Source organism: Ruegeria sp. HKCCA4633, from assembly GCF_013034605.1.
Taxonomy (GTDB): domain Bacteria; phylum Pseudomonadota; class Alphaproteobacteria; order Rhodobacterales; family Rhodobacteraceae; genus Ruegeria.
In genome coordinates, this window is the sequence record NZ_WQGJ01000015.1 from 1 (window position 1) to 18,429 (window position 18,429).

The window sequence follows — 18,429 nt, forward strand, 5'->3', positions numbered from 1 at the left end:
ACTTTTGGACGCCGATTACCCTAATACAGGGGTCAATTTTGCATGCCGGTTCACAATCTGGCAGACTTGTTTCTGTCTTGCGCGACTTCCTCCCGCCGCCGAAACCTTTGCAAATGATGTTCCCGCCTAGCCGAGCCCAACCACGTCGCGTAACGGCCTTAGCTGAGCATATGCGCCGCAAATTTGGTGTGAGTTGAGGCCGCAAGGGAAGACATAAAATCGCTTCTGCGATTGGCTGCGCTGTTCAAGCCTGTCCTATCAAATTATTCGAAGAGGAACCTCTAAGGCGTGGTTCAGAAGAACCATCAGCAGCAGCCTTTTTGGACGGGAACTGTTGCAAAGTCGAACATCTTTCAAAGGCGACCATTCCGACGGATTGCAGCAACTGATAGCCGCTAGGTTTGCTCAATGAATCTCAAGGTCGCGTGTGCTAGCTCTGTGCCAGCATCTTCTTGAATGAAATGCCCCGCTTTAGGCACAACGATATGATTTTGACCAGATGCCCCAGGGATCGACTTTTGGAACATTTTGTCTACTCCTGCCATGACCCTATCGTCTTCTCCAAAAACAGTCAGAAACGGAGTGTTCAGAGTCTTGAGGGTTTCCCATGCGGCTCGGTTGGCTTCAGAAGCTGGGTTGTCGGGTTTGTCGGGCACCAACATTGGAAACTGCCGAGCGCCTGCCAAATAGCGTGAATCCGGGAACGGTGCGTTGTAGGCTGCAACCTCTTCGTCGGAAATCTTGGATGTTGTGCCGCCGAATACGATCCGGCCCGAATTAAATTCAGGCACAGATTGTGAGTATTCCCGCCATGAAAGAAATGCCTCGCCCAAGGGTGTGTCACCAGTGGGCAAGGCCGTGTTCGCCACAACCACACGTGAGAACCGCTCGGGCATACGCGCAACCAACCGCAAGCCTATGAGGCCGCCCCAGTCCTGGCAAACCAATGTGATGCCCGTCAGGTCAACTTTCCGCAACCACTCGGACATCCAGTCTACGTGGCGTTGGTAGGTGTAATCGGATCGCTCAGTTGGCTTGTCCGACCGTCCAAACCCAATCAAATCAGGAGCCAGAACTCGATGGCCCGCATCTTTGAATAACGGAATCATGCGCCGATACAAGAAGCACCAGGTTGGCTCTCCATGCATCAACAATACTGGCGGTGCCTGTGTCGGCCCCTCGTCCAAATAGTGCATTCGGAGACGACCGTCTTCGGTATCATCCACATCAAGATAGTGTGGGCCAAATGTGAAATCTGGCAACCCGTCAAACCGATGGCCCGGTGTACGAAGGAACTTCATAGTGAACTCTCCAAGAATGTCGACGGTCTTGGCAAAGTAACAATGATCGATAAAACAAAATCGGTCCAGTTCCCGCGTATATCGACTTCATGATTGTATGAGTTCGACGCTTTTCTTCGCTCCATCGCAGCAAACGTACTCATTGCGAAGGTCTCGTATCTTCTGCTCCAACACTAAAGTTTGGTCTCAAAAACCTCATTTATGAGTTCGCCTGAGTTGAAGCAGAGCAGATCTGTTCGGACCGCCGAGAGGCGGCTCAGAAGAAAAGGGCAAGCCCGGTCATTGAGACAACCAAGAAAAGGAGAGTCATGATTCCACCTGAGCGAACGAAATCGACCACCCGGTAGCCTGCTGGACCCATGATCAACGCGTTCACTTGGTGTGTTGGGATCAAAAACGAGTTGGACGTTGAAATTGCCACGGTGAGAGCAAATACAGCCGGGTTACCACCCGCCGATACGGCAATAGAAACTGCTAGCGGCACCAGCAGAACAGTTGCACCTACGTTGGACATGACCAGCGTAAACGCCGTTGCCAAAACGGCGATTCCTGCTTGCAGCGACCATATCGGCCACCCTTGAAGGAGGGCCAACACATGCGCTGCAATCCAATCCGCTGTGCCGGTGTTTTGAACTGCCTGGCCCAACGGGATCAGCGAAGCGAGTAGAAAAACTGTACTCCAACTAATCGACTCGTAGGCTTCGTCAATCGAGAGCACCCGGCTCAATACCATCCCAATAGCGCCGATCAACAGGCACAATGACAAGCGCAGATCAGAGAACAGAATTAAGCTTAACGCTATTAGGAAGAAGGCGAGCGCCCATCCGACCTTGTGTGGCCGTAGCTCTTCCTGGGGAAAATCCGAAGTTACAACGACAAAATCCCTGTCCGACTTCAACCGTGTCAGGCGGTCCCACTGCACGTGAACCACACACGTATCACCGGACTGCAAAGGGACTTGCCCGATATGCGTTGCAGCATGATCTTCGGTTTCAACGTGGCTCAGTGTTTCTTCACCACGCTGAATGGCTAACAAAGACAAACCGTGTGTCTGACGCAGGCGCAGATCAATCGGAGTTTGGCCAATAACCGATGAACCGGGCGGGATAACAACCTCAGCCACGCCCGATTGGGTCGCGGCGAAATCATCCGCAAAGACATCTAGTTGGGGAAGTATCTCTAAGCCGTAAGGCTCAGCGAACTGTTGCGCAACCACCCGGCGCAGGCCAAGTACTGCAAGCCGCGCTGGCGCTTCGATCTTGGTATCAGCCATCGGCGCGATGACCTTGTGGCCGCGATAGGATGTGCCAAGAATGTACATGTTATGGGCGACCATTAAATCCGCAAGCGTTTGCCCGATGATGATCGAGCCTTCAGGGACACGTATTTCGAACATATCGGCCCTAAGCCCGTAGGTGTTTTCGACATAGGTCTGCATGGACCGAGCCGAGCTTGCGTCTTCTCCACGCTCCCGCTGCGCTGGAAGGACCCAACGACCAAAAAGCACAAAGTAAAGCACCCCCGTCAGCACCAGCATCACACCGATAGGCGTGACTGAAAACAACCCAAATGTCTCCATTTGTTGGTCAGCCGGAAGGGATGAATTTGCCGATACAATCAGGTCATTCAACAGGATAAGAGGCGACGACCCGACTAAGGTGATCGTACCACCCAGTATTGCGCAAAACCCCATGGGCATCAGCAACCTACTCATCGGGATTTCCGTACGTGCCGAGATGCGGCTAACAACAGGCAGAAAAAGCGCAGCAGCTCCAACGTTCTGCATGAAGGAGCTTATGACACCAACCGTTGTTGATGTTATGGGAATTATCCGAGCCTCAGTCGTGCCACCATTCTTGAGGATCAAGGCCGCGACCTTTGACATCAGTCCAGTCTTATCAAGCCCAGCCCCAATTACCATTACTGCGATGATGGACATCACGGCGTTCGAGGAAAAACCTTCAAAGAGCTTGGAGATATCGGCTAGATTACCTAGCCCCGGCAGATAGCTCAGTGCGCCAAGCAGTACCATTACAAGAATTGCTGCAACATCGATCCGTATAATCTCGGTAACAAAAAGAAAGACCGTAAAAGACAATAGACTCAGTACGGCTATCATTTCGTAGGTCAGTGTTGGTAATTCCATGTCGTACCCTCCAACCTGAAATTACCTGACTAGCAGTGAATACGAAGGACCAGCTCCGCGCAGCAGATAAGGCCAAAATCCATCAGGCCGGCTCACGCAGCTCGTTTTTTCGGACGTGGTATCTGGTGAAACCTGGATTTCGCCAACCAAAAGAGACGCTGATGACAAACTCATAAGCCTCTCTTAGACGTCGCAATGCGAAATGAACTTTCACTATTGCTCGATTGTAAACACATAAATTTGCCGTGTCGTCATCATTCATTTTCAATCAATTTTCTTGCTAAATCGGGTAGGCTTTGTGAAAGCCGCCACGAAAACGGGTGCTAGAACAAACGCTGCCAAGACTCAGAAAACATGACGCAAGCCGACGAACGCATCATCGCGACCAAGGTCCACTTCTATGATTGACATCTCCGCCAAGCCTCCAGGTGAGTAGGCTTCGAACTTGGACTGTGGTTCTGCAAATACGAAAGTACATTGCGTAAGCAAACGGCGACTTCCGAGGCGGCTGATCTAAACCATAATTTTGGCTGCATTGCTCCGTTTCGATACGAAAGCTCAAGCTCCGATTGGGAACCCAGAACAGACCTGACGGCGCTACATTTGCTGCATTCTTTCACCAGCGTGCGTGGTTGCGACCGTCTTATTGATCCGCCTTTGGCGCGTTGTTGGGTTCTTTGCGACCTTAATCCACCGCAGGACGTTGCGTCGGTAAGACGGGGGCAATTGCTCCCATTTATCTAGGTCCAATTCAACTGATAAATCATCTGGAACGATCAGGGCATCGACGTCGTCAAAAAAATTCCAAAGCCCGAACGCTTTACTGGCTTGTATAGAAGCCTCTCCCGCGGGGTGCATTAAGCCGTTTTGCCTGAGGCGCTCTGCTCTGTCCTTGTAACTTTTAGACCACGCTTGTTGTTTTCGCGGGCTGATAAGTTGCGCCGTCCGGTCTTTGTCGACTGTAAATCGTCTTCCATCAATCCAACCATGCGCAATAAGCGCATCCAGCACCTCGTCCCGACTGACATATTTCTGTGGATGTGCGGCCTTCCACGTGATCAGTCGGACGCTCTCACGCTGGGCAAAATGCGTGCTTAGCCAGTCCCAAAGCTGATCACTGGATGCGACCTCAATATCCGTCATGCGCCACTATAGAGTTCATGCTCATTCCATCCGTCCCAGAAAGGCTTCAGCCGTCGATACATGCTTGGTTTTGACCTCTGGCGACATGCGCTCAGCCGTACGGCACATCATCGCCCAGCGGGGATTGCCAGCCAGTATATCGCTGTGTTTCAGGATAAAGCGCCAATATAGACCGTCCCATATATCGGCCCAGGGCCCCTTGCCCCAATGGCTCATTTTGCGAACATAGTTTGAACCCGAAAAGTACGGCTTGGTGGTGATCAACCCGCCATCGGCATGCTGGCTCATCGCGTAGGCATTGGGAACCATAACCCAATCATAGCTGTCGACGAACATTTCCATGAACCAGCGATAGACATCGTTGGGATCAATCTCGCACAGAAACATGAAACCGCCCAGAACCATGAGACGTTCAATATGGTGGCAATACCCTGTCCTAAGCACCCTTTTGATTGTGTCGTCTAGCGGATCAATGCCAGTGGTTCCGTCGTAGAATGCGCGGGGTATGGCGCGGTGATGACCCCAATGATTTGTCGTACGCATCGGTACACCCAGGCTTTCATATGTCGCGCGCATAAACTCACGCCAGCCAATGATCTGGCGGATGAAACCTTCTACTGAATTCAGGGGAATGCCCTTGCGATCCGCATGCGCCAAGGCAGCATCCAAAACTTGTCTTGGTGTCAGCAATCCAATGTTCAAAGCAGGCGTGAGAACGGCATGCCACAGCCAGTTTTCGCCCTCAACAATGGCATCTTCATAGTCGCCAAAGTGATTGAACCGCCGTTCCAGAAACTGCGCCAGCCAATCGGACGCAGCTTTGTGCGATGTCGGATAATACAACTTATCCAAGCTGCCCAGTGCATCTGGAAACTCAGCAAGAACACTTGCTTTTGCGGCTTCATCAACGGCGTCATGGGCGGGCCAATCGATCCAAGGCAGGCTGCCCAACAGCGCCTTGGGCACTTTTTTGCGGTTTTCCTCGTCAAAGCTCCATTGTCCGCCAGTTGGTTGATCGCCGTCCATCAAAACATTCAAGCGGCGGCGTTGGCTTTCGTAGAACTCTGCCATGAACCAGCGTTTGCGACTGGCAGACCAATCCAGATTGTCGGCTTGAGTGTTCAAAAAGCCGGGCGATGGCAGGATATCGAGCGTGATATTGGTTTTGCCAGCCGCTGCCCGTAAGCGTTTTTCTGCAATGAAGTCTACCGGATCAGCCATGACTATTCTGCTGACACTGCGGTCACGCAGACTTTGAAACAGGCGCAGGCATGCTCCCGATTGCCGCTCAAAGGGCCAAATCGCTGCATCAAATCCTCTGGCGACCAAGCTATCGCGATAGCGCGCCATAGAGGCACGGTGCAACCACAGCTTTTGCTTGTGCATCTTGGCCGGATAACACGCATCGCCAAAAAACAGCGGGTCTTCAAAAAGAACAACAGTGTCTGGGCGGGCGACCAGACCCGGGTGTTGCGCAAACAATTGATTGGGAAGCAGAAGAGCGGCAGTGGACACGGGCTATGGCCTTAATTGGCTGGCCAGGTTCAATTGGCCCAGAATCGACGGGATCTTCTTTCGAAGACCAAAGAATCCGGCCTTTGCATGAGTCCATGTCACAGCGTCGTAAGGTCGTATTATCCGGTTCAAAGACAGACCAGCGTCCCTCAATAGGGGTTCCGCACGATCCAATCGTGACCGAGTGGGACCGACAGGCGCATAGGCTGTCGCAATGGTTTTGACACCGGCATTCCGTGCTGCCTCGATCAACGGACCACTCCAATCCTCGGCGGATTGCAGGCGCTTTCCGTGAGGTTCCAGGGCGCTGTTCATCGCGCCTTCGGCAAAATCCGTTACGGCGCCTGCAATCGGGTTCGGAGACCGGCCATGCGTCGCCAAAAGTCCAATCGCGGCAGCAGGCGATGCCGGCATTACGCATTCACCTGTCAGATCATCCTCGGTCAAAAGCATAAGGTAAGGGCCCTCTGGGGGCTTTTGCGGCATCAGAAGCGGAATGAACGGGTGTTCTGCTGTCTCGGTCAGAGGTTCCGCGAATTTGGCGAGGCCTTTTGGTTGAAACTGTCCGTCGGTGTATTTGGCAATATTGTCCGGACGCGCGAGGTAGGTTTTGCCTTTCGTGTGCAATCCGCCAACCCATCGCCAACTCAGCGTGTTCGACGCGGGATCGCCATCCAGCAAATGCCGCAAAAAGAAATCCGCGCCAAGCTGCCAGGGTATGCGGAGTGTAAAAATCCAGATGGATGCAAACCACATTCGCGCATGGTTATGAAGGTAGCCGGTCGTCACCAGTTCCCGTGCCCAATGATCGAAACAGTCGATGCCGGTATTGCCATTCACTGCATCGTTGAAACGGTTGTCCAGACCCGCATCATTTGCCAGCCTCTCACAAGCGTTCAACAGATCCCGCTGATACTGTGCCCAGACGCTGGGCCGCTGTTCCAGCCAGCCCTTGAAGTATGTGCGCCAGAACACTTCTTGTACGAACTTCTCCGCCGCGTCGGAATTACGGGACGCTAGTACAGTTGCCAGTAGCTCTTGTTCCGTTATCAAACGGTGGCGCAGCCAAGGTGACAAACCCGATACATTGCTGCGCTGATCGGTCCCAAAATCGTAGTTCCGCTTACCCGCATAATGGCGACCGGCGCGTCCCACGAACTGCTTCAACCTTTTAAGGCCATGGGTTCGTGTGGGCTTGAAACTGAACGTCTCTTTCGCTTCTGCAAGTTCGGGAAAAATCTCGGTCATGCGGCCGACCTGCATTTCTTCGAGCAGTATTTCACTTGATCCCAAACGTTTTCCCATTTCTTGCGCCAGGTGAAAGGGCGCTGGCAGACCGGGCAGATTTTCTGGGGCAAATCGGCTTTCTTCCGCATCCTCATCATTTGTCCCCCAAAGGCAGGCCGAGTTGCTCTTGATCTTGAGACGACCGCGCATCTTTGCGCGCAGTCCGTCTGGTCTTTCGGCTCGCGTGTTTTGTCGCGATGTCGCGCGCTTCCGAGCGAAACACCGCACTCCGGCGGACGCCCCACACCCGCTCGCGCGCGGCTTTGGCTGCTGCGAGATGGTCAAAAATACGCTCTGGATAATGCGCTCCGATGACGTGTTTCCCGTCCGGGGCTTTCCAGGGTTCGTGGATGTGCCGATCCGAAATATCGGCCAGTTCCGGCACCCATGTCCGAATGAACACCCCTTCTGGATCCTGATCATATCCCTGCTTAACTGGATTATAGATGCGCACGGTATTGATGCCGGTGGTGCCTGATTGCATTTGCACCTGGTTCCAGTGAATGCCCGGCTCATAGTCGGTAAACATGCGCGCCAAATGCTGACCAGGGGCTCTCCAATCCAGCCAAAGATGATAGCTCGCAGTCGCCATCACCATTGCGCGCATCCGAAAATTGAGCCACCCCGTTGCTTGCAACGACCGCATGCATGCGTCCAAAAACGGATATCCCGTTTCGCCTTTGGACCAAGCAGCCAAAAGCGCGCCATCTGGCGCTTTTGGTCGAAGCCCGTCGTAGAGCCGATGCAGATTTTCAAACTCAATTCGAGGCTCATCCTCGAGTTTCTGAATGAAATGGCAATGCCAATGCAATCGGCCCGAGAACGAGCGAAGCGATTTGCGCCAGTCCTTTGCTTGCGGCGGCAATCTGCGTCTTTGCCTTTCAGTCGCTTGCGATACCTCGCGCATCGAAAGCGCGCCCCAAGCCAAGTGGGGCGACAGCCGCGAACACGCGACGGCCCCCGCCAAGGGGCTGGACATTTGGCGTTGGTATCTTTTGCCACGGCGGGTCAGAAAACTGTTCAGCCGTTCCAAACCCGCAGCTCGTCCCCCGACCTGACGACCAACGCACAGATCATCCCGCAAGCCGAGATCGCGCGCCGTGGGAATATACCCCGGTTCTATGTCGATAGGCTCTAGCGCAACTGGTGACGAAACGGGCAATGCCATAAACTTGTCCCAACCTTCCGCCCAGCCGTCGCGAGACTTGAGCCTGCGAAAAACGCCGTGGTTCTGCACTTCGTGCCACTGCACACCATGATCCCTGCACCATGCCGCGACCTGACGGTCCCGCTGATACGTCCAGTTATTTCCTGTTTCCTCGTGTGACCAAAGTACGTCGACTAGACCACGATCCTTCAACTCGGATAGGACCGACACAATTTGCCCGGTGCGCACAACAAGAGGCTGGCCAAGTTCCCCAAGGTCTTTTCGCAGTCCCGCGATTGTCTCAGCAACAAAGTTCCAATGCCGTGTTGACGCGTCGGGTTGCTGCCAAAGCTCAGGCTCAACCACATAGAGTGGTAGAACTGTTCCGACCTCGGACGCTTGCGCCAGTGCCGGGTGATCATTTACCCGTAAATCCCGTTTGAACCAAACGACCTGCACGATACCTCCGTTTTTCAAATATTGTACGCATGGCCGCAAACAATGGATCTTTGTTCCAATCTCCTCCGCATTTCGCTGTTGACGTGGCATTTGCACAGACGCAATTGGCCTTAGGCACTTGAAGGTCGGAAGTTGCCGCGAACTCACTGATGAGAGCTTGGCCAGGAGTACGGGACCTAGGCAAACGTGAAATCGAATAGTGACGGCTCCGAGCTCTAAAACACCAAGCAAAGAAACGGGTTAGCCAAACTCTACTTTGTTCGAACGTCTGATTTCTGAGCACACGTTAAAGAGACCACCCCGACGAACTTTACGCTGCAAAGCAGCGTCGGCATTCTTGGCAGTGCACCCCAAACCATTCACCCCCAGATCACTGCAAACGAGAGAAAGCAATATTCAAACAGAACCATCTTGTTTGCGCGTCCAAAGCGTTAAGTTTGGCTGACAGCATCCTTAGTTGCGGCTTCATAACGCACCTGAGTGCAGCTGGTGACCCCTCGTTTCTTCGGTTTTTGCGCTAGCTCTTGCGAACGTATGGGCGAAACCCAAGAGACAAGGCCAAACAAAATGTACAATTCGGATAATGATGAGGTTGCGCTCACATCTGATGATGCCGGTCAATCTCTTACTACGGTGTACTACGACGGATCTTGCCCACTTTGCTCCGTTGAGATCAGGCACTATGCTTCTTGCGAGGGCGCTGAACGTGTGCGGTTCGTTGACGTTTCAAAATCCAATGCTCTTATTGATGCAAATCTAACGCGGCAAGAAGCAATGGATCGATTCACTGTGCGTCGACCAGATGGAGAACTTGTATCCGGTGCGCGCGGGTTCACGGAACTCTGGGGCACTTTACCCAAATGGCGTTGGCTAGCACGTGTGGCAAGCATTCCGGGGGTAACGCCTCTGCTAGAGCTTGCATACCGGATTTTCCTGCCCCTAAGGCCGACGTTTTCGAGGATCGCGTATCGGGTCGGAGCGGAGCCGGTTAACAGGACGGGTTCGTCGACGTGATCAACTTACACGATGGTCATTTCTAAAGCCGGGTTTGGTTCGTCAAAGGGGTTCTCGAACCCGAGCCTGGCAACATTCGCATCGCACTTGCGCATTGTTTTGGGTTGGTCGCGCATATCGGTGACACTGGTTTGTAATTGTTCGGCTTGCTGGTTTGGAGTAAATTGTGGTCGTTCAGATGACGTACTTTTCAAGAAGCGTCTTCACGGGAAGCGAGGCGTTTAATCGCGTGGCTAATAAGAACATACCCCCAATCTTTCGCTGAAGGTAAAGAATGTCCATTGGCAGCTGGGGCGGGATATACCCGGCCGCGGCCAGGGCCATACTTTCTTTGTTCAGGTGGTTGGAGAGCGTTCGATCAGAAAAATCAAATTCATTCTCGGATAGGATTGCGTCAAAAACGCTGCGGATCATTCCAAGGATTCGGTCGTCAAATGGGCCATCACCTTCAATAAGCTTCAGTTGTATAGCAGCCTTACGAAGCGCCGCACCGTCTTCAAGCAAACCGGCGCGCAACAGATCCACATATCCATCTATTGCAGATGGTTGCAGTGCGCGTGCCGCGCCAAAATCCAAGAGACTGATTTTTCCATTGGATGGGTTGTATCGGTAGTTGGCAAAATTCGGATCGCTTTGCATGATCCCGAACTCGAAAACCTCGCGCAGCGTGAGCTGGACCAAGGCTTCTGAGACTCGATTGCGGTCCTCGCTGGTCGCATCACCCACGGCTTCGATAGGGCGACCTTCCAGAAAGGACATCGTTAGAACTTCTGGCGTACTCCAATCTGGATAGAACTCCGGGATTTCAAACGCTTCATCATTCTGCAAGAGGTCAGCAAAGTGGCGCAGGTGCTGTCCCTCGCGTTCATAATCGGTTTCTTCATGCAGTTGACTTCGCGCCTCTTGGATATACGGATCCAGATCAAAGCTCTTGGGAAGCAAACCTGACATGCGAACCAGAGTCGCGACATTGGCCACATCGCTGTCGATACTACGAGCTATTCCCGGATACTGCACTTTGATCGCCACATCGCGCCCGTCTTTCAATGTCGCACGATGTACTTGCCCGATACTCGCTGCCGCCATGGGCCTTACATCGAAGGCTTGGAAGGATTTTCGCCAATCTGGACCCCAGGCTCGGTTCAGGACGTCACGCAATTGTTTCGGCGGCATGAAATGCGCCTGATCTCGCAGTCGCGCCATGATGTCAGCCAGTTCAGACGGCAAGACCTCACCTGCATCCATCGAAATCAACTGACCCACCTTCATCGCGGCCCCACGCATACGCGCAAGCTGATCCGCAACGCGTGTCACGTTGCCGGGTGTCATCAGCAAACCACGCATATCGGGTCGCGCACCGCGACCGATCTCTCTTAGCGCGCGGACTGCCACGTTCCCCGCAATGCCTGCCGTCATGCCGCTCAAACCGGCAACACGGACCAAACGGCTTGTAGGAACAGCCAAAGGGGAAGGCGAGGTTTTAGGGTCGGTCATCAATACTCACCAAAATTCCGTTCCCGGAGCACCTTTGATGCGACCCTTCAAGTTTTCGGTGACCCAGCCTCCATAGAAGTCCCCGGGTTGCGGGATCACCCGGTACTCACCAACAAAACAAGCGTCCATAAGTCCGGCGTAAAAGGCGAGATAGCCCTTAATCTGTTCAAATCTGGTGGTTGGTGCAGCATAACTCCACGCAGCTTTCTTTGCCGCGGCCGCCCCGCTCTGAACGTCCCAGTAGCTCGCAACACCCTTCCACTCGCAGTACGATTTACCCGAGGTCTTTGTCAGAACGGCATCAATGTCTTGCGGCGGGATATAATACGTAGGGGCGTGATGGGTTTCGAGAACCTGAAACGCCTGATCGGTCTCCACGATGGTTTGACCGCCGAGTTCGATCCGCATCCGATGGGGTACAGCCCGTAGCGCAGGTGGTCGCGGATAGTCTTGGACGTTTTCAGTTGTCCAACCTGTCATTTCGAACCTTGGTTATGAATCGGTTGTTCCATCTTCGAACTAGCGCGCGACCAACGCTATTCTAGCAGAAAAGCTGTCAGCACATGGCGGGTGAACTTGCACCACAATTGAGCTTAGTATCAGCTTTGAGCGGACGGCATTTTTTGACCGGCGTTGCAGACCGAGAAACCGAAATGTGTGTCTTATGTCTACCAGTTCGCCAACAGTTCGCCCATGCGCTCTAGGCCAAGGTCAAGGTTGGCAGCAGCCCCTCCCCCCACACCCAGTCGGATGTGGTTTTGCATCCCGTAAGACGAGCCCGGCAAAAGAAATGTCCGATAGGGATCGGCGAGCAAGCGTTTGGCAAAAACATCGCCATCAATCCCGTCGAGCCGTGCCAATCCAATCAATCCAGCCTGAGGTTTGACCCAATTCAGGCGGGGCTGATCGGCAACATACCGATCAAGGCTTTCCAGTGTCTCAATCCCTGCTGCCCGCGCAGTTTTAATAGCCTGATTGTATCGGTCAGGCCGCAGGGCAATTTCGGCAATAACTTCGCCGAGAATATTCATAATCTCGCTAGAGTTTTCCCGCAGAACAATAGCGTCCCAAATCAGATCAGGATCACGGCATATCATCCAGCCGGTGCGCAGCCCTTGAAGACCCAATGCCTTGGAAACGCTGCCCGTCGTGATACCCCTAGGATACAAACCGGCGATCGAAGGGGCGCGAGACCCGTCCCACTCCAATCCCGCGTAAACCTCGTCAACAACCAGCCAAGCGCCGACGCGATCTGCAATTTGGACAAGCCTTTCCAGCTCTGCTTGTGTCATCAACTGCCCGGTGGGGTTATTGGGGTTGGTTATAAAGATGAGCCGCGTGCGCGCTGTTACTGCGGACTCAACTTCGTCTAGCGGCAATACCCAACCAGAGCTTTCTTCTCGGTCGACAACTTTTAGCGTCGCGCCAACTGCCTCTGCCAATACGCCCGCTTGTGGCCAGCCCGGGCGTTCCGTTACGACTTCGTCGCCCGGTTGGACCAATTGCATGAATGCAAGATAATTGGCTTCTGCTGCGCCAGCGGTGATCAGGACGTCGTCTGGCTTGCAAACATCAGACAAGCCAGCGCGGTCCAAGACATGTCGTCGTAAAGCAGGCAGACCCCGAAAGCTCTTTTGGTTCCAATCCAACGGCAGCGCTGGATCCAGCGCATCCATGAACTCACCCAAAAGCGGCGACGCGGACAAGGAAAACCCAATGAAGGCATCTGGATCCGCTTCTGTGGTATCCAGTAGGTATTGAAAAAGTGTGTGTATCTTGACTTTCATGCTCTACTCAAAATCCTTTTAGTTAATCCGGGAGAGAGTCTGTGCAAGCAAAGGGATTTGTCAAAGGGCGACCGATTGACCTAGCAGTTTTGGACTACGGTCTGTTCAAGGTCCATTCCACTGGCCGTATCATAGGGATCTGCGGGTTTCTCGTTCGGACAGATTTGGGAGAAGCTATACTCATCGACACTGGATTTCCCGAAAAATACGCGACCGATACCGACGCCGCAGTCAAAGAAGATCGATTGTACGAGTTCGGCGAGGTCTTGAAGTGTGAACCAGACAACCTGCCAAGCGCACAACTGGCAAAACTCGGGCTTACTCCGTCAGACATTACACTACAGATTTGTACGCACACCCACATCGACCACATCGGCGCTTTGGGCGACTTTCCAAGCAGTCCAATTCTTATCTCTGCTGCGGAGCGAGCCTTACCCCGCCCGTTGTACTGGGGCGATATGCGGCCTTTGGAATGGCCCGATCAGGATTACCTGGTTGTTGATGACGACGTAGAGATTGCGCCAGGTATCTTCGTTTTGATGGCACCCGGTCATGCGCCTGGCCAGATCGCGGTAATGGTCGATCTTCCGTCAGGGACGGTTTTACTAACCAGTGATGCGATTTCCCGACCAACAGAAATCGACGAGAAGTTTGCCGGGTCTTGGGACGAGGATTCAGCGATTGCCAGCGCAGACAGGTTGATGCGTCTGGCATCCGAGCGAGATGCATTTGTAATTTACGGGCATTGTCCAAAGCAGTGGCCCGTTCTGAAGAAAGCTCCAGAAGTCTACCGTTGATCCCAAGCTGTGGACCATTTTCCCAAAAAGTGATGTCGCACCTCAGAGTTATCTGACGTCGCGCCCTTGGTTCAGAACAATCACATTTCCACTGGAAACGTCACCAGCCGGCGAAATGAGAAAACCAACCCAAGAGGCGATTTGCTCAGGTAGCATCGCGCGACCATGCGGCATGGCACTAACGGCTTTCTCCAAGACGTCCTTGGTTAAGACATTGAACAACGGTGTCTCAGTCATGGCAGGAGCCAGCGAATTTACGCAGATTTTTTCATGTGCATATCGACGGGCGAGGTCTTTCGTTAGGGTATCCATCGCAGCCTTTGACGCCCGGTAATGGGGAGGGTCGAACACATCGAAATTGTAAGCTCCATTCGATGAGATGTTTACAATCTTCTTGACGCCTTCGCGTTCCAACATCAACTGAACCGCCTGCTGGCAACAATTGAATGCAGAGTTAAAGTTGATTGCCATCTGCTGTTCGAGTTCTTCGGGCAGAATGTGCGGGAAGTCAGACATGAAGCAGGTGCCCGCGTTGTTTACCAAAGCATCTAGACCGCCATACTCTGACCTAATTCCATCAAACGTATGAGCGATAGCAATGGGATCCGTTAAGTCAACGCAGATAGGCGTGAAATCCGAACCTAACTCCGCTGCCATTTCACCTAGGCCCTCCTCGTTGAGGTCCAGTCCAAACACGTGGAACCCATCTGCCCGCAGTTGGCGGCAGATGGCCTGACCCATCCCTCCTGCAGCGCCGGTCACAACCGCTGTTTTCATAGTCAGCACTCCCACATTGGCATGATTTTGGGTACTTCGAATTAAAGAAGGAAACTCACAACCCTTTTATCCGAAAGCCGCAAAAGTCAATTGTACTTGAATTCAGTGCATTTCCGTTTTGGGCTCAAGCTAGACTTCGCAAAGTCCGCTTTCTACGCATCGCAGACCTTCGCGAGAATCCAAGGTTCCTTAAGGAGGCCCTTTGCGGCATCGAGCAACGCACAGGACCATAACCGCAACGACTACGCCAAAACTGATTCAATTCACCGCTAATGCACACAATCACGCAGCGCAAAACTATGGACAAACTACGCAAATTTTTGCGGTGCACGAAATGTTATGTGCAAACCCACAAGCGTGTAGGATGCCGCGTAGGTGTTCGCGTCGCTTCTCAAAATCATTTAGAAATTTTACGCGCAGCAGCCCAAAGAAATTCGCACCGATTGCCCAAAACAATTCGCGATCCAATCTCGCTTGTGAGCTCCTAAGGGAGAGACCAAAAGCTGATCTGCAAATCGCCCCCGCCCGCAGATAGCTTGGCGGAATTCCATCCATCTGCATCTTTACTCATTTACAAATCAAAACATTCATTTTATTGATTGTGTATGAATGGAGATGCATTTTCACGACGCAGATTCTTGTGTAGCGCCGCTTGTATCGCAGCGCTTGGAGTACAATCCAGGTTCGTGAGGGCAGAGTTACAACTCGGTGCTTCGGCTCGCATGACAACCATATCAGACGGGTACCTGTCCTTGCCTCCGGATATGGTCTTTGGCGCCATGCCGCAGGCAGAACTCAGGCAGCTTTTGGACAACTACAAGGTGGACGCGACCAAATACGAGCCAGAGTGCAACGTGGCGCTTTATCGAGATGATCAAAACACGGTGCTGTTCGATGTGGGAGCTGGGCCAGATTTCATGCCCACTTCTGGTAAGCTTCTGGAAGCTCTTGAAACAACCAACCTGTCGCCCGAAGACATCTCGCACGTGATCTTCACCCATGCGCACCCGGATCACATTTGGGGCGTTTTGGATGATTTCGACGACCTTCTGTTCCCGAACGCTACGCATCACTTTGGCCGTAATGAGTGGGATTATTGGTGGAACCCCTCAACAGTGGATACCATTGGAGAAGATCGCGCTGCGTTCGCAGTAGGCGCAAAGCGGCGTATGGCAGCAATTGAGGATCAGGTCGCGTTCTTTGACGACGGGCAAGAGATCCTTCCCGGTATCGCCGCGCGCGCAAGCTATGGACACACGCCCGGTCACATGGCGTTTGAAATTCGCAGCAGCAGTGAATCCGTGATGGTTGTCGGCGACGCGTTGGGAAATCCACACGTAGCTTTTGAACGCCCCGACTGGCCCAGCGGGACGGATCAGGATCCACAGGCGGCCGCAGCAACTCGGAATTCGTTGCTGGATCAGATTTCCCACGGGCAAATGAAAACAATTGGTTTCCACCTGCCGAATGGTGGAATCGGCCGGGTCGAGAAGACTGGGTCTGCCTATAAGTACATTGGAGAGCCATAAAGATGCGATCGCTGGCGATTGTCTTGGCCCTGGGCACACAAGCTTGGGCAAGCGAGGATATTGCAGACCAATACCCTCAAAGTGTGCTGTATTCCAAACCGGTCGAATACATCCCCGGCGTCTATTCCGCCATTGGTGCAACCGCACCGCCGACCTACGAGAACTCTGGTCATAACAACAATCTCAGTTTTATCGTAACCGGGGAGGGCGTGGTCGTTATAAACAGCGGCGCGGCCTATGGGCTTGCTGAAGCGCTTCACCAAGAAATTCAGGCAATCACGGATCAGCCGGTTAAGCTTGTCTTCAACGAGAATGGTCAGGGGCACGCGATGCTTGGCAACGCATACTGGTCAGAGCTCGGTATTCCGATCATCGCCCATTCGGATGCTGCGGCTGAATTCGAGGAATATGGCTCTCAGATCCTTGAAGGAATGCAACGGTACAATCAGGACAAGGCGGAAGGAACCGTCCTGGCAGGCCCAACCGAGACATTCGAGGATGAATACGTTGTTGAAATGGGTGATTTCCGGATTGAGGCCAAATATCTCGGGCCGGCCCATAGCCCCGGTGATATATCGGTTTGGCTGCCGAACCAAAGCCTTGTCATCGCGGGTGACATGGCGTTTCACGAGCGAATGCTACCGATCTTTCAAGAGACCTATACTGCGGATTGGCTTGAGACCTGGGACAACGAGTTCGAAGCTTTGGGAGCCACATACGTCATCCCCGGACATGGTCATCCGACGAACATGGATCAGGTGCGCCGTTATACACGCGACTACCTGATCTATCTGCGCGGCAAGATCAAAGAGCATATGGATGCCGGCGGCGATCTGACCGAGGCTTACTATGTCGATCAATCACCTTTCGCCCATTTGGACACGTTTGAGGAACTGGCGACAAAAAATGCCGGGCGAGTATTTGAACAAATGGAATTCGAATGACTCAGGACGTTTGAGGAACAGGTATTCGCCTCAATAACTTATGCGTGCTGATCGCTCCTACCCACATGAAGAAAACGGCAAGCCACGCCGTCAATGACAGGGCGGACCCTCCCGAAAGCCCTGCGCCCACAGCGCAACCCCCGGCCAGCATGGCTCCAAACCCCATGAGGACAGCTCCAACAAGGTAGCGTTCCATCGGAGTATCCGGGCCAAACCGTTCGATCTTCCACTCCCCTGCAGTTAGGGCTGAGCCTGCGGCACCAATTGCTACGCCTGGAACAAGGCCGATACCAAAAGACAAAACAACGTTCCTCTCCGCAACCAAGCTCATTAGTGTATCCGTGGCCGGTCCGGTAAATGTGACTGACGACACGGGCACGACGTCAAAAGATGCTTGCGCGATCGCAAATGTCATCAACCAGCCAAGCGCCACCGCCAAACCAACGCCGGCGGCTGTTATGATCCTGATAGGCGCAACTCGCCGGTGGAACGCAAATGCAATTGCCGAAACCAACCCCAAAGCTGCAACGGCTGTATAAGCCACTGGTGAAAATCCAAGTATTTCTGAAAGATCTCTCGAGGCGCCTCCTGAGACAGTCCAGATCCCGGAAAGCAATTCGCGGGCAGGACTAAGAACGCCCGTGTAAGCAGCCTGAGCCACTAAGGTTAAAACCAATCCAGTAATCAAGGCGCGCAGATTACCGCAGGAGGCCAATACCAACAGGCGAGATGCACACCCGCGCGCCAGAACCATTCCAACGCCGAACATCGCCCCACCAATTATTGCTCCGCTAAGGCTGCCCGTCGACGCGATCGCGCGTGTCTCGGAAAGGTTCAACCACTTAAACGCGACAAAGGCCTGTACTAAGGTGAGCGCTGCGGTGAAGGCGATCAGCCAAACCGCCAGGCGAGGACCAAGCTCGCCTTCGGCGACTTCGATGGTCGACGCTCGCAAACAAAAGTGAGACTTCTGGGCCATCACGCCGAACAGGATACCAACAAGCGCACCGCCAAATGCCAAAGCGCCAGGGTCTCCCAACAAATCGATGAGCCTTTCCATCAACAGAAACTCTCACTTCGTTGCTTGCG

General features: G+C 53.3%; 16 protein-coding genes. 4 read left to right on the forward strand and 12 right to left on the reverse strand.

Annotation, left to right across the window (positions count from 1 at the left end; genetic code table 11):
* Positions 1–395 precede the first annotated feature (395 nt).
* The 7 genes from GOV85_RS20775 to GOV85_RS20805 all read right to left on the reverse strand — a co-directional run bounded on the left by GOV85_RS20775 (position 396) and on the right by GOV85_RS20805 (position 8,998).
* A complete protein-coding gene (locus GOV85_RS20775; protein WP_171181804.1) occupies positions 396–1,301 on the reverse strand; it encodes a haloalkane dehalogenase in 906 nt (301 codons plus the stop codon).
* A 256-nt stretch (positions 1,302–1,557) separates the two neighbouring features.
* Complete coding sequence (locus GOV85_RS20780) at positions 1,558–3,447, reverse strand: SLC13 family permease (protein ID WP_171181807.1); 1,890 nt, start codon at positions 3,445–3,447, stop codon at positions 1,558–1,560.
* Positions 3,448–4,044: 597 nt separating this feature from the next.
* A complete protein-coding gene (locus tag GOV85_RS20785) occupies positions 4,045–4,590 on the reverse strand; it encodes a YdeI family protein (protein ID WP_171181809.1) in 546 nt (181 codons plus the stop codon).
* A gap of 21 nt (positions 4,591–4,611) precedes the next feature.
* Positions 4,612–6,105, reverse strand: a complete 1,494-nt coding sequence (locus GOV85_RS20790) for a cryptochrome/photolyase family protein (protein ID WP_171181811.1) — start codon at positions 6,103–6,105, stop codon at positions 4,612–4,614.
* Between the two features lie 3 nt (positions 6,106–6,108).
* A complete protein-coding gene (locus GOV85_RS20795) occupies positions 6,109–7,410 on the reverse strand; it encodes an FAD-binding domain-containing protein (protein ID WP_348540156.1) in 1,302 nt (433 codons plus the stop codon).
* Positions 7,350–7,490, reverse strand: coding sequence for a DUF2256 domain-containing protein (locus tag GOV85_RS21825; protein WP_170575390.1), 141 nt, complete (start codon positions 7,488–7,490; stop codon positions 7,350–7,352). The genes GOV85_RS20795 and GOV85_RS21825 overlap by 61 nt, the downstream gene beginning before the upstream one ends.
* Positions 7,487–8,998, reverse strand: coding sequence for an FAD-binding domain-containing protein (locus GOV85_RS20805; RefSeq protein ID WP_371810608.1), 1,512 nt, complete (start codon positions 8,996–8,998; stop codon positions 7,487–7,489). Before GOV85_RS20805 ends, GOV85_RS21825 begins: the two co-directional genes overlap by 4 nt.
* A gap of 567 nt (positions 8,999–9,565) precedes the next feature.
* Here GOV85_RS20805 and GOV85_RS20810 point away from each other — a divergent pair.
* Positions 9,566–10,012: a thiol-disulfide oxidoreductase DCC family protein gene (locus GOV85_RS20810; RefSeq protein WP_171181817.1), complete on the forward strand. Its 447-nt coding sequence runs from the start codon at positions 9,566–9,568 to the stop codon at positions 10,010–10,012.
* Between the two features lie 174 nt (positions 10,013–10,186).
* Here the strand turns inward: GOV85_RS20810 and GOV85_RS20815 are convergent, their stop codons facing one another.
* The 3 genes from GOV85_RS20815 to GOV85_RS20825 all read right to left on the reverse strand — a co-directional run bounded on the left by GOV85_RS20815 (position 10,187) and on the right by GOV85_RS20825 (position 13,293).
* Positions 10,187–11,506: an AarF/ABC1/UbiB kinase family protein gene (locus GOV85_RS20815; protein WP_171181820.1), complete on the reverse strand. Its 1,320-nt coding sequence runs from the start codon at positions 11,504–11,506 to the stop codon at positions 10,187–10,189.
* Positions 11,507–11,512: 6 nt separating this feature from the next.
* Complete coding sequence (locus GOV85_RS20820) at positions 11,513–11,986, reverse strand: DUF427 domain-containing protein (protein ID WP_171181821.1); 474 nt, start codon at positions 11,984–11,986, stop codon at positions 11,513–11,515.
* Positions 11,987–12,174: 188 nt separating this feature from the next.
* On the reverse strand, positions 12,175–13,293 hold the full coding sequence (locus GOV85_RS20825) for a pyridoxal phosphate-dependent aminotransferase (protein WP_171181823.1): 1,119 nt from the start codon (positions 13,291–13,293) through the stop codon (positions 12,175–12,177).
* Between the two features lie 41 nt (positions 13,294–13,334).
* On the opposite strand from GOV85_RS20825, the gene GOV85_RS20830 reads away from it, so the two are divergent.
* Entirely contained in the window at positions 13,335–14,090 is a 756-nt protein-coding gene (locus tag GOV85_RS20830; protein ID WP_171181825.1) for an N-acyl homoserine lactonase family protein, read from the forward strand.
* 48 nt (positions 14,091–14,138) lie between these two features.
* Here the strand turns inward: GOV85_RS20830 and GOV85_RS20835 are convergent, their stop codons facing one another.
* The gene (locus GOV85_RS20835) at positions 14,139–14,867 is read right to left on the reverse strand and encodes an SDR family NAD(P)-dependent oxidoreductase (RefSeq protein WP_171181827.1); all 729 of its coding nucleotides are present in this window, start codon (positions 14,865–14,867) and stop codon (positions 14,139–14,141) included.
* Between the two features lie 722 nt (positions 14,868–15,589).
* Between GOV85_RS20835 and GOV85_RS20840 the strand changes: the two genes are divergently transcribed.
* Positions 15,590–16,396: an MBL fold metallo-hydrolase gene (locus tag GOV85_RS20840; RefSeq protein WP_245223326.1), complete on the forward strand. Its 807-nt coding sequence runs from the start codon at positions 15,590–15,592 to the stop codon at positions 16,394–16,396.
* Positions 16,397–16,398: 2 nt separating this feature from the next.
* The gene (locus GOV85_RS20845) at positions 16,399–17,340 is read left to right on the forward strand and encodes an MBL fold metallo-hydrolase (RefSeq protein ID WP_171181831.1); all 942 of its coding nucleotides are present in this window, start codon (positions 16,399–16,401) and stop codon (positions 17,338–17,340) included.
* Position 17,341: 1 nt separating this feature from the next.
* On the opposite strand, the gene GOV85_RS20850 is transcribed toward GOV85_RS20845, so the two are convergent.
* Positions 17,342–18,400 carry a YeeE/YedE family protein gene (locus tag GOV85_RS20850; RefSeq protein WP_348540158.1) on the reverse strand — a complete coding sequence of 353 codons (1,059 nt, stop codon included), beginning with the start codon at positions 18,398–18,400 and terminating at the stop codon, positions 17,342–17,344.
* Positions 18,401–18,429 lie beyond the last annotated feature (29 nt).

Coding starts and splice junctions, on each gene's coding strand:
- GOV85_RS20825 (WP_171181823.1), bottom strand. CDS start 13,293: ATGAAAGTCAAGATACACACACTTTTTCAATACCTACTGGATACCACA.
- GOV85_RS20835 (WP_171181827.1), bottom strand. CDS start 14,867: ATGAAAACAGCGGTTGTGACCGGCGCTGCAGGAGGGATGGGTCAGGCC.
- GOV85_RS20810 (WP_171181817.1), top strand. CDS start 9,566: ATGTACAATTCGGATAATGATGAGGTTGCGCTCACATCTGATGATGCC.
- GOV85_RS20785 (WP_171181809.1), bottom strand. CDS start 4,590: ATGACGGATATTGAGGTCGCATCCAGTGATCAGCTTTGGGACTGGCTA.
- GOV85_RS20840 (WP_245223326.1), top strand. CDS start 15,590: ATGACAACCATATCAGACGGGTACCTGTCCTTGCCTCCGGATATGGTC.
- GOV85_RS20820 (WP_171181821.1), bottom strand. CDS start 11,986: ATGACAGGTTGGACAACTGAAAACGTCCAAGACTATCCGCGACCACCT.
- GOV85_RS20850 (WP_348540158.1), bottom strand. CDS start 18,400: ATGGAAAGGCTCATCGATTTGTTGGGAGACCCTGGCGCTTTGGCATTT.
- GOV85_RS20780 (WP_171181807.1), bottom strand. CDS start 3,447: ATGGAATTACCAACACTGACCTACGAAATGATAGCCGTACTGAGTCTA.
- GOV85_RS20845 (WP_171181831.1), top strand. CDS start 16,399: ATGCGATCGCTGGCGATTGTCTTGGCCCTGGGCACACAAGCTTGGGCA.
- GOV85_RS20775 (WP_171181804.1), bottom strand. CDS start 1,301: ATGAAGTTCCTTCGTACACCGGGCCATCGGTTTGACGGGTTGCCAGAT.
- GOV85_RS20815 (WP_171181820.1), bottom strand. CDS start 11,506: ATGACCGACCCTAAAACCTCGCCTTCCCCTTTGGCTGTTCCTACAAGC.
- GOV85_RS20795 (WP_348540156.1), bottom strand. CDS start 7,410: ATGGGAAAACGTTTGGGATCAAGTGAAATACTGCTCGAAGAAATGCAG.
- GOV85_RS21825 (WP_170575390.1), bottom strand. CDS start 7,490: ATGATGAGGATGCGGAAGAAAGCCGATTTGCCCCAGAAAATCTGCCCG.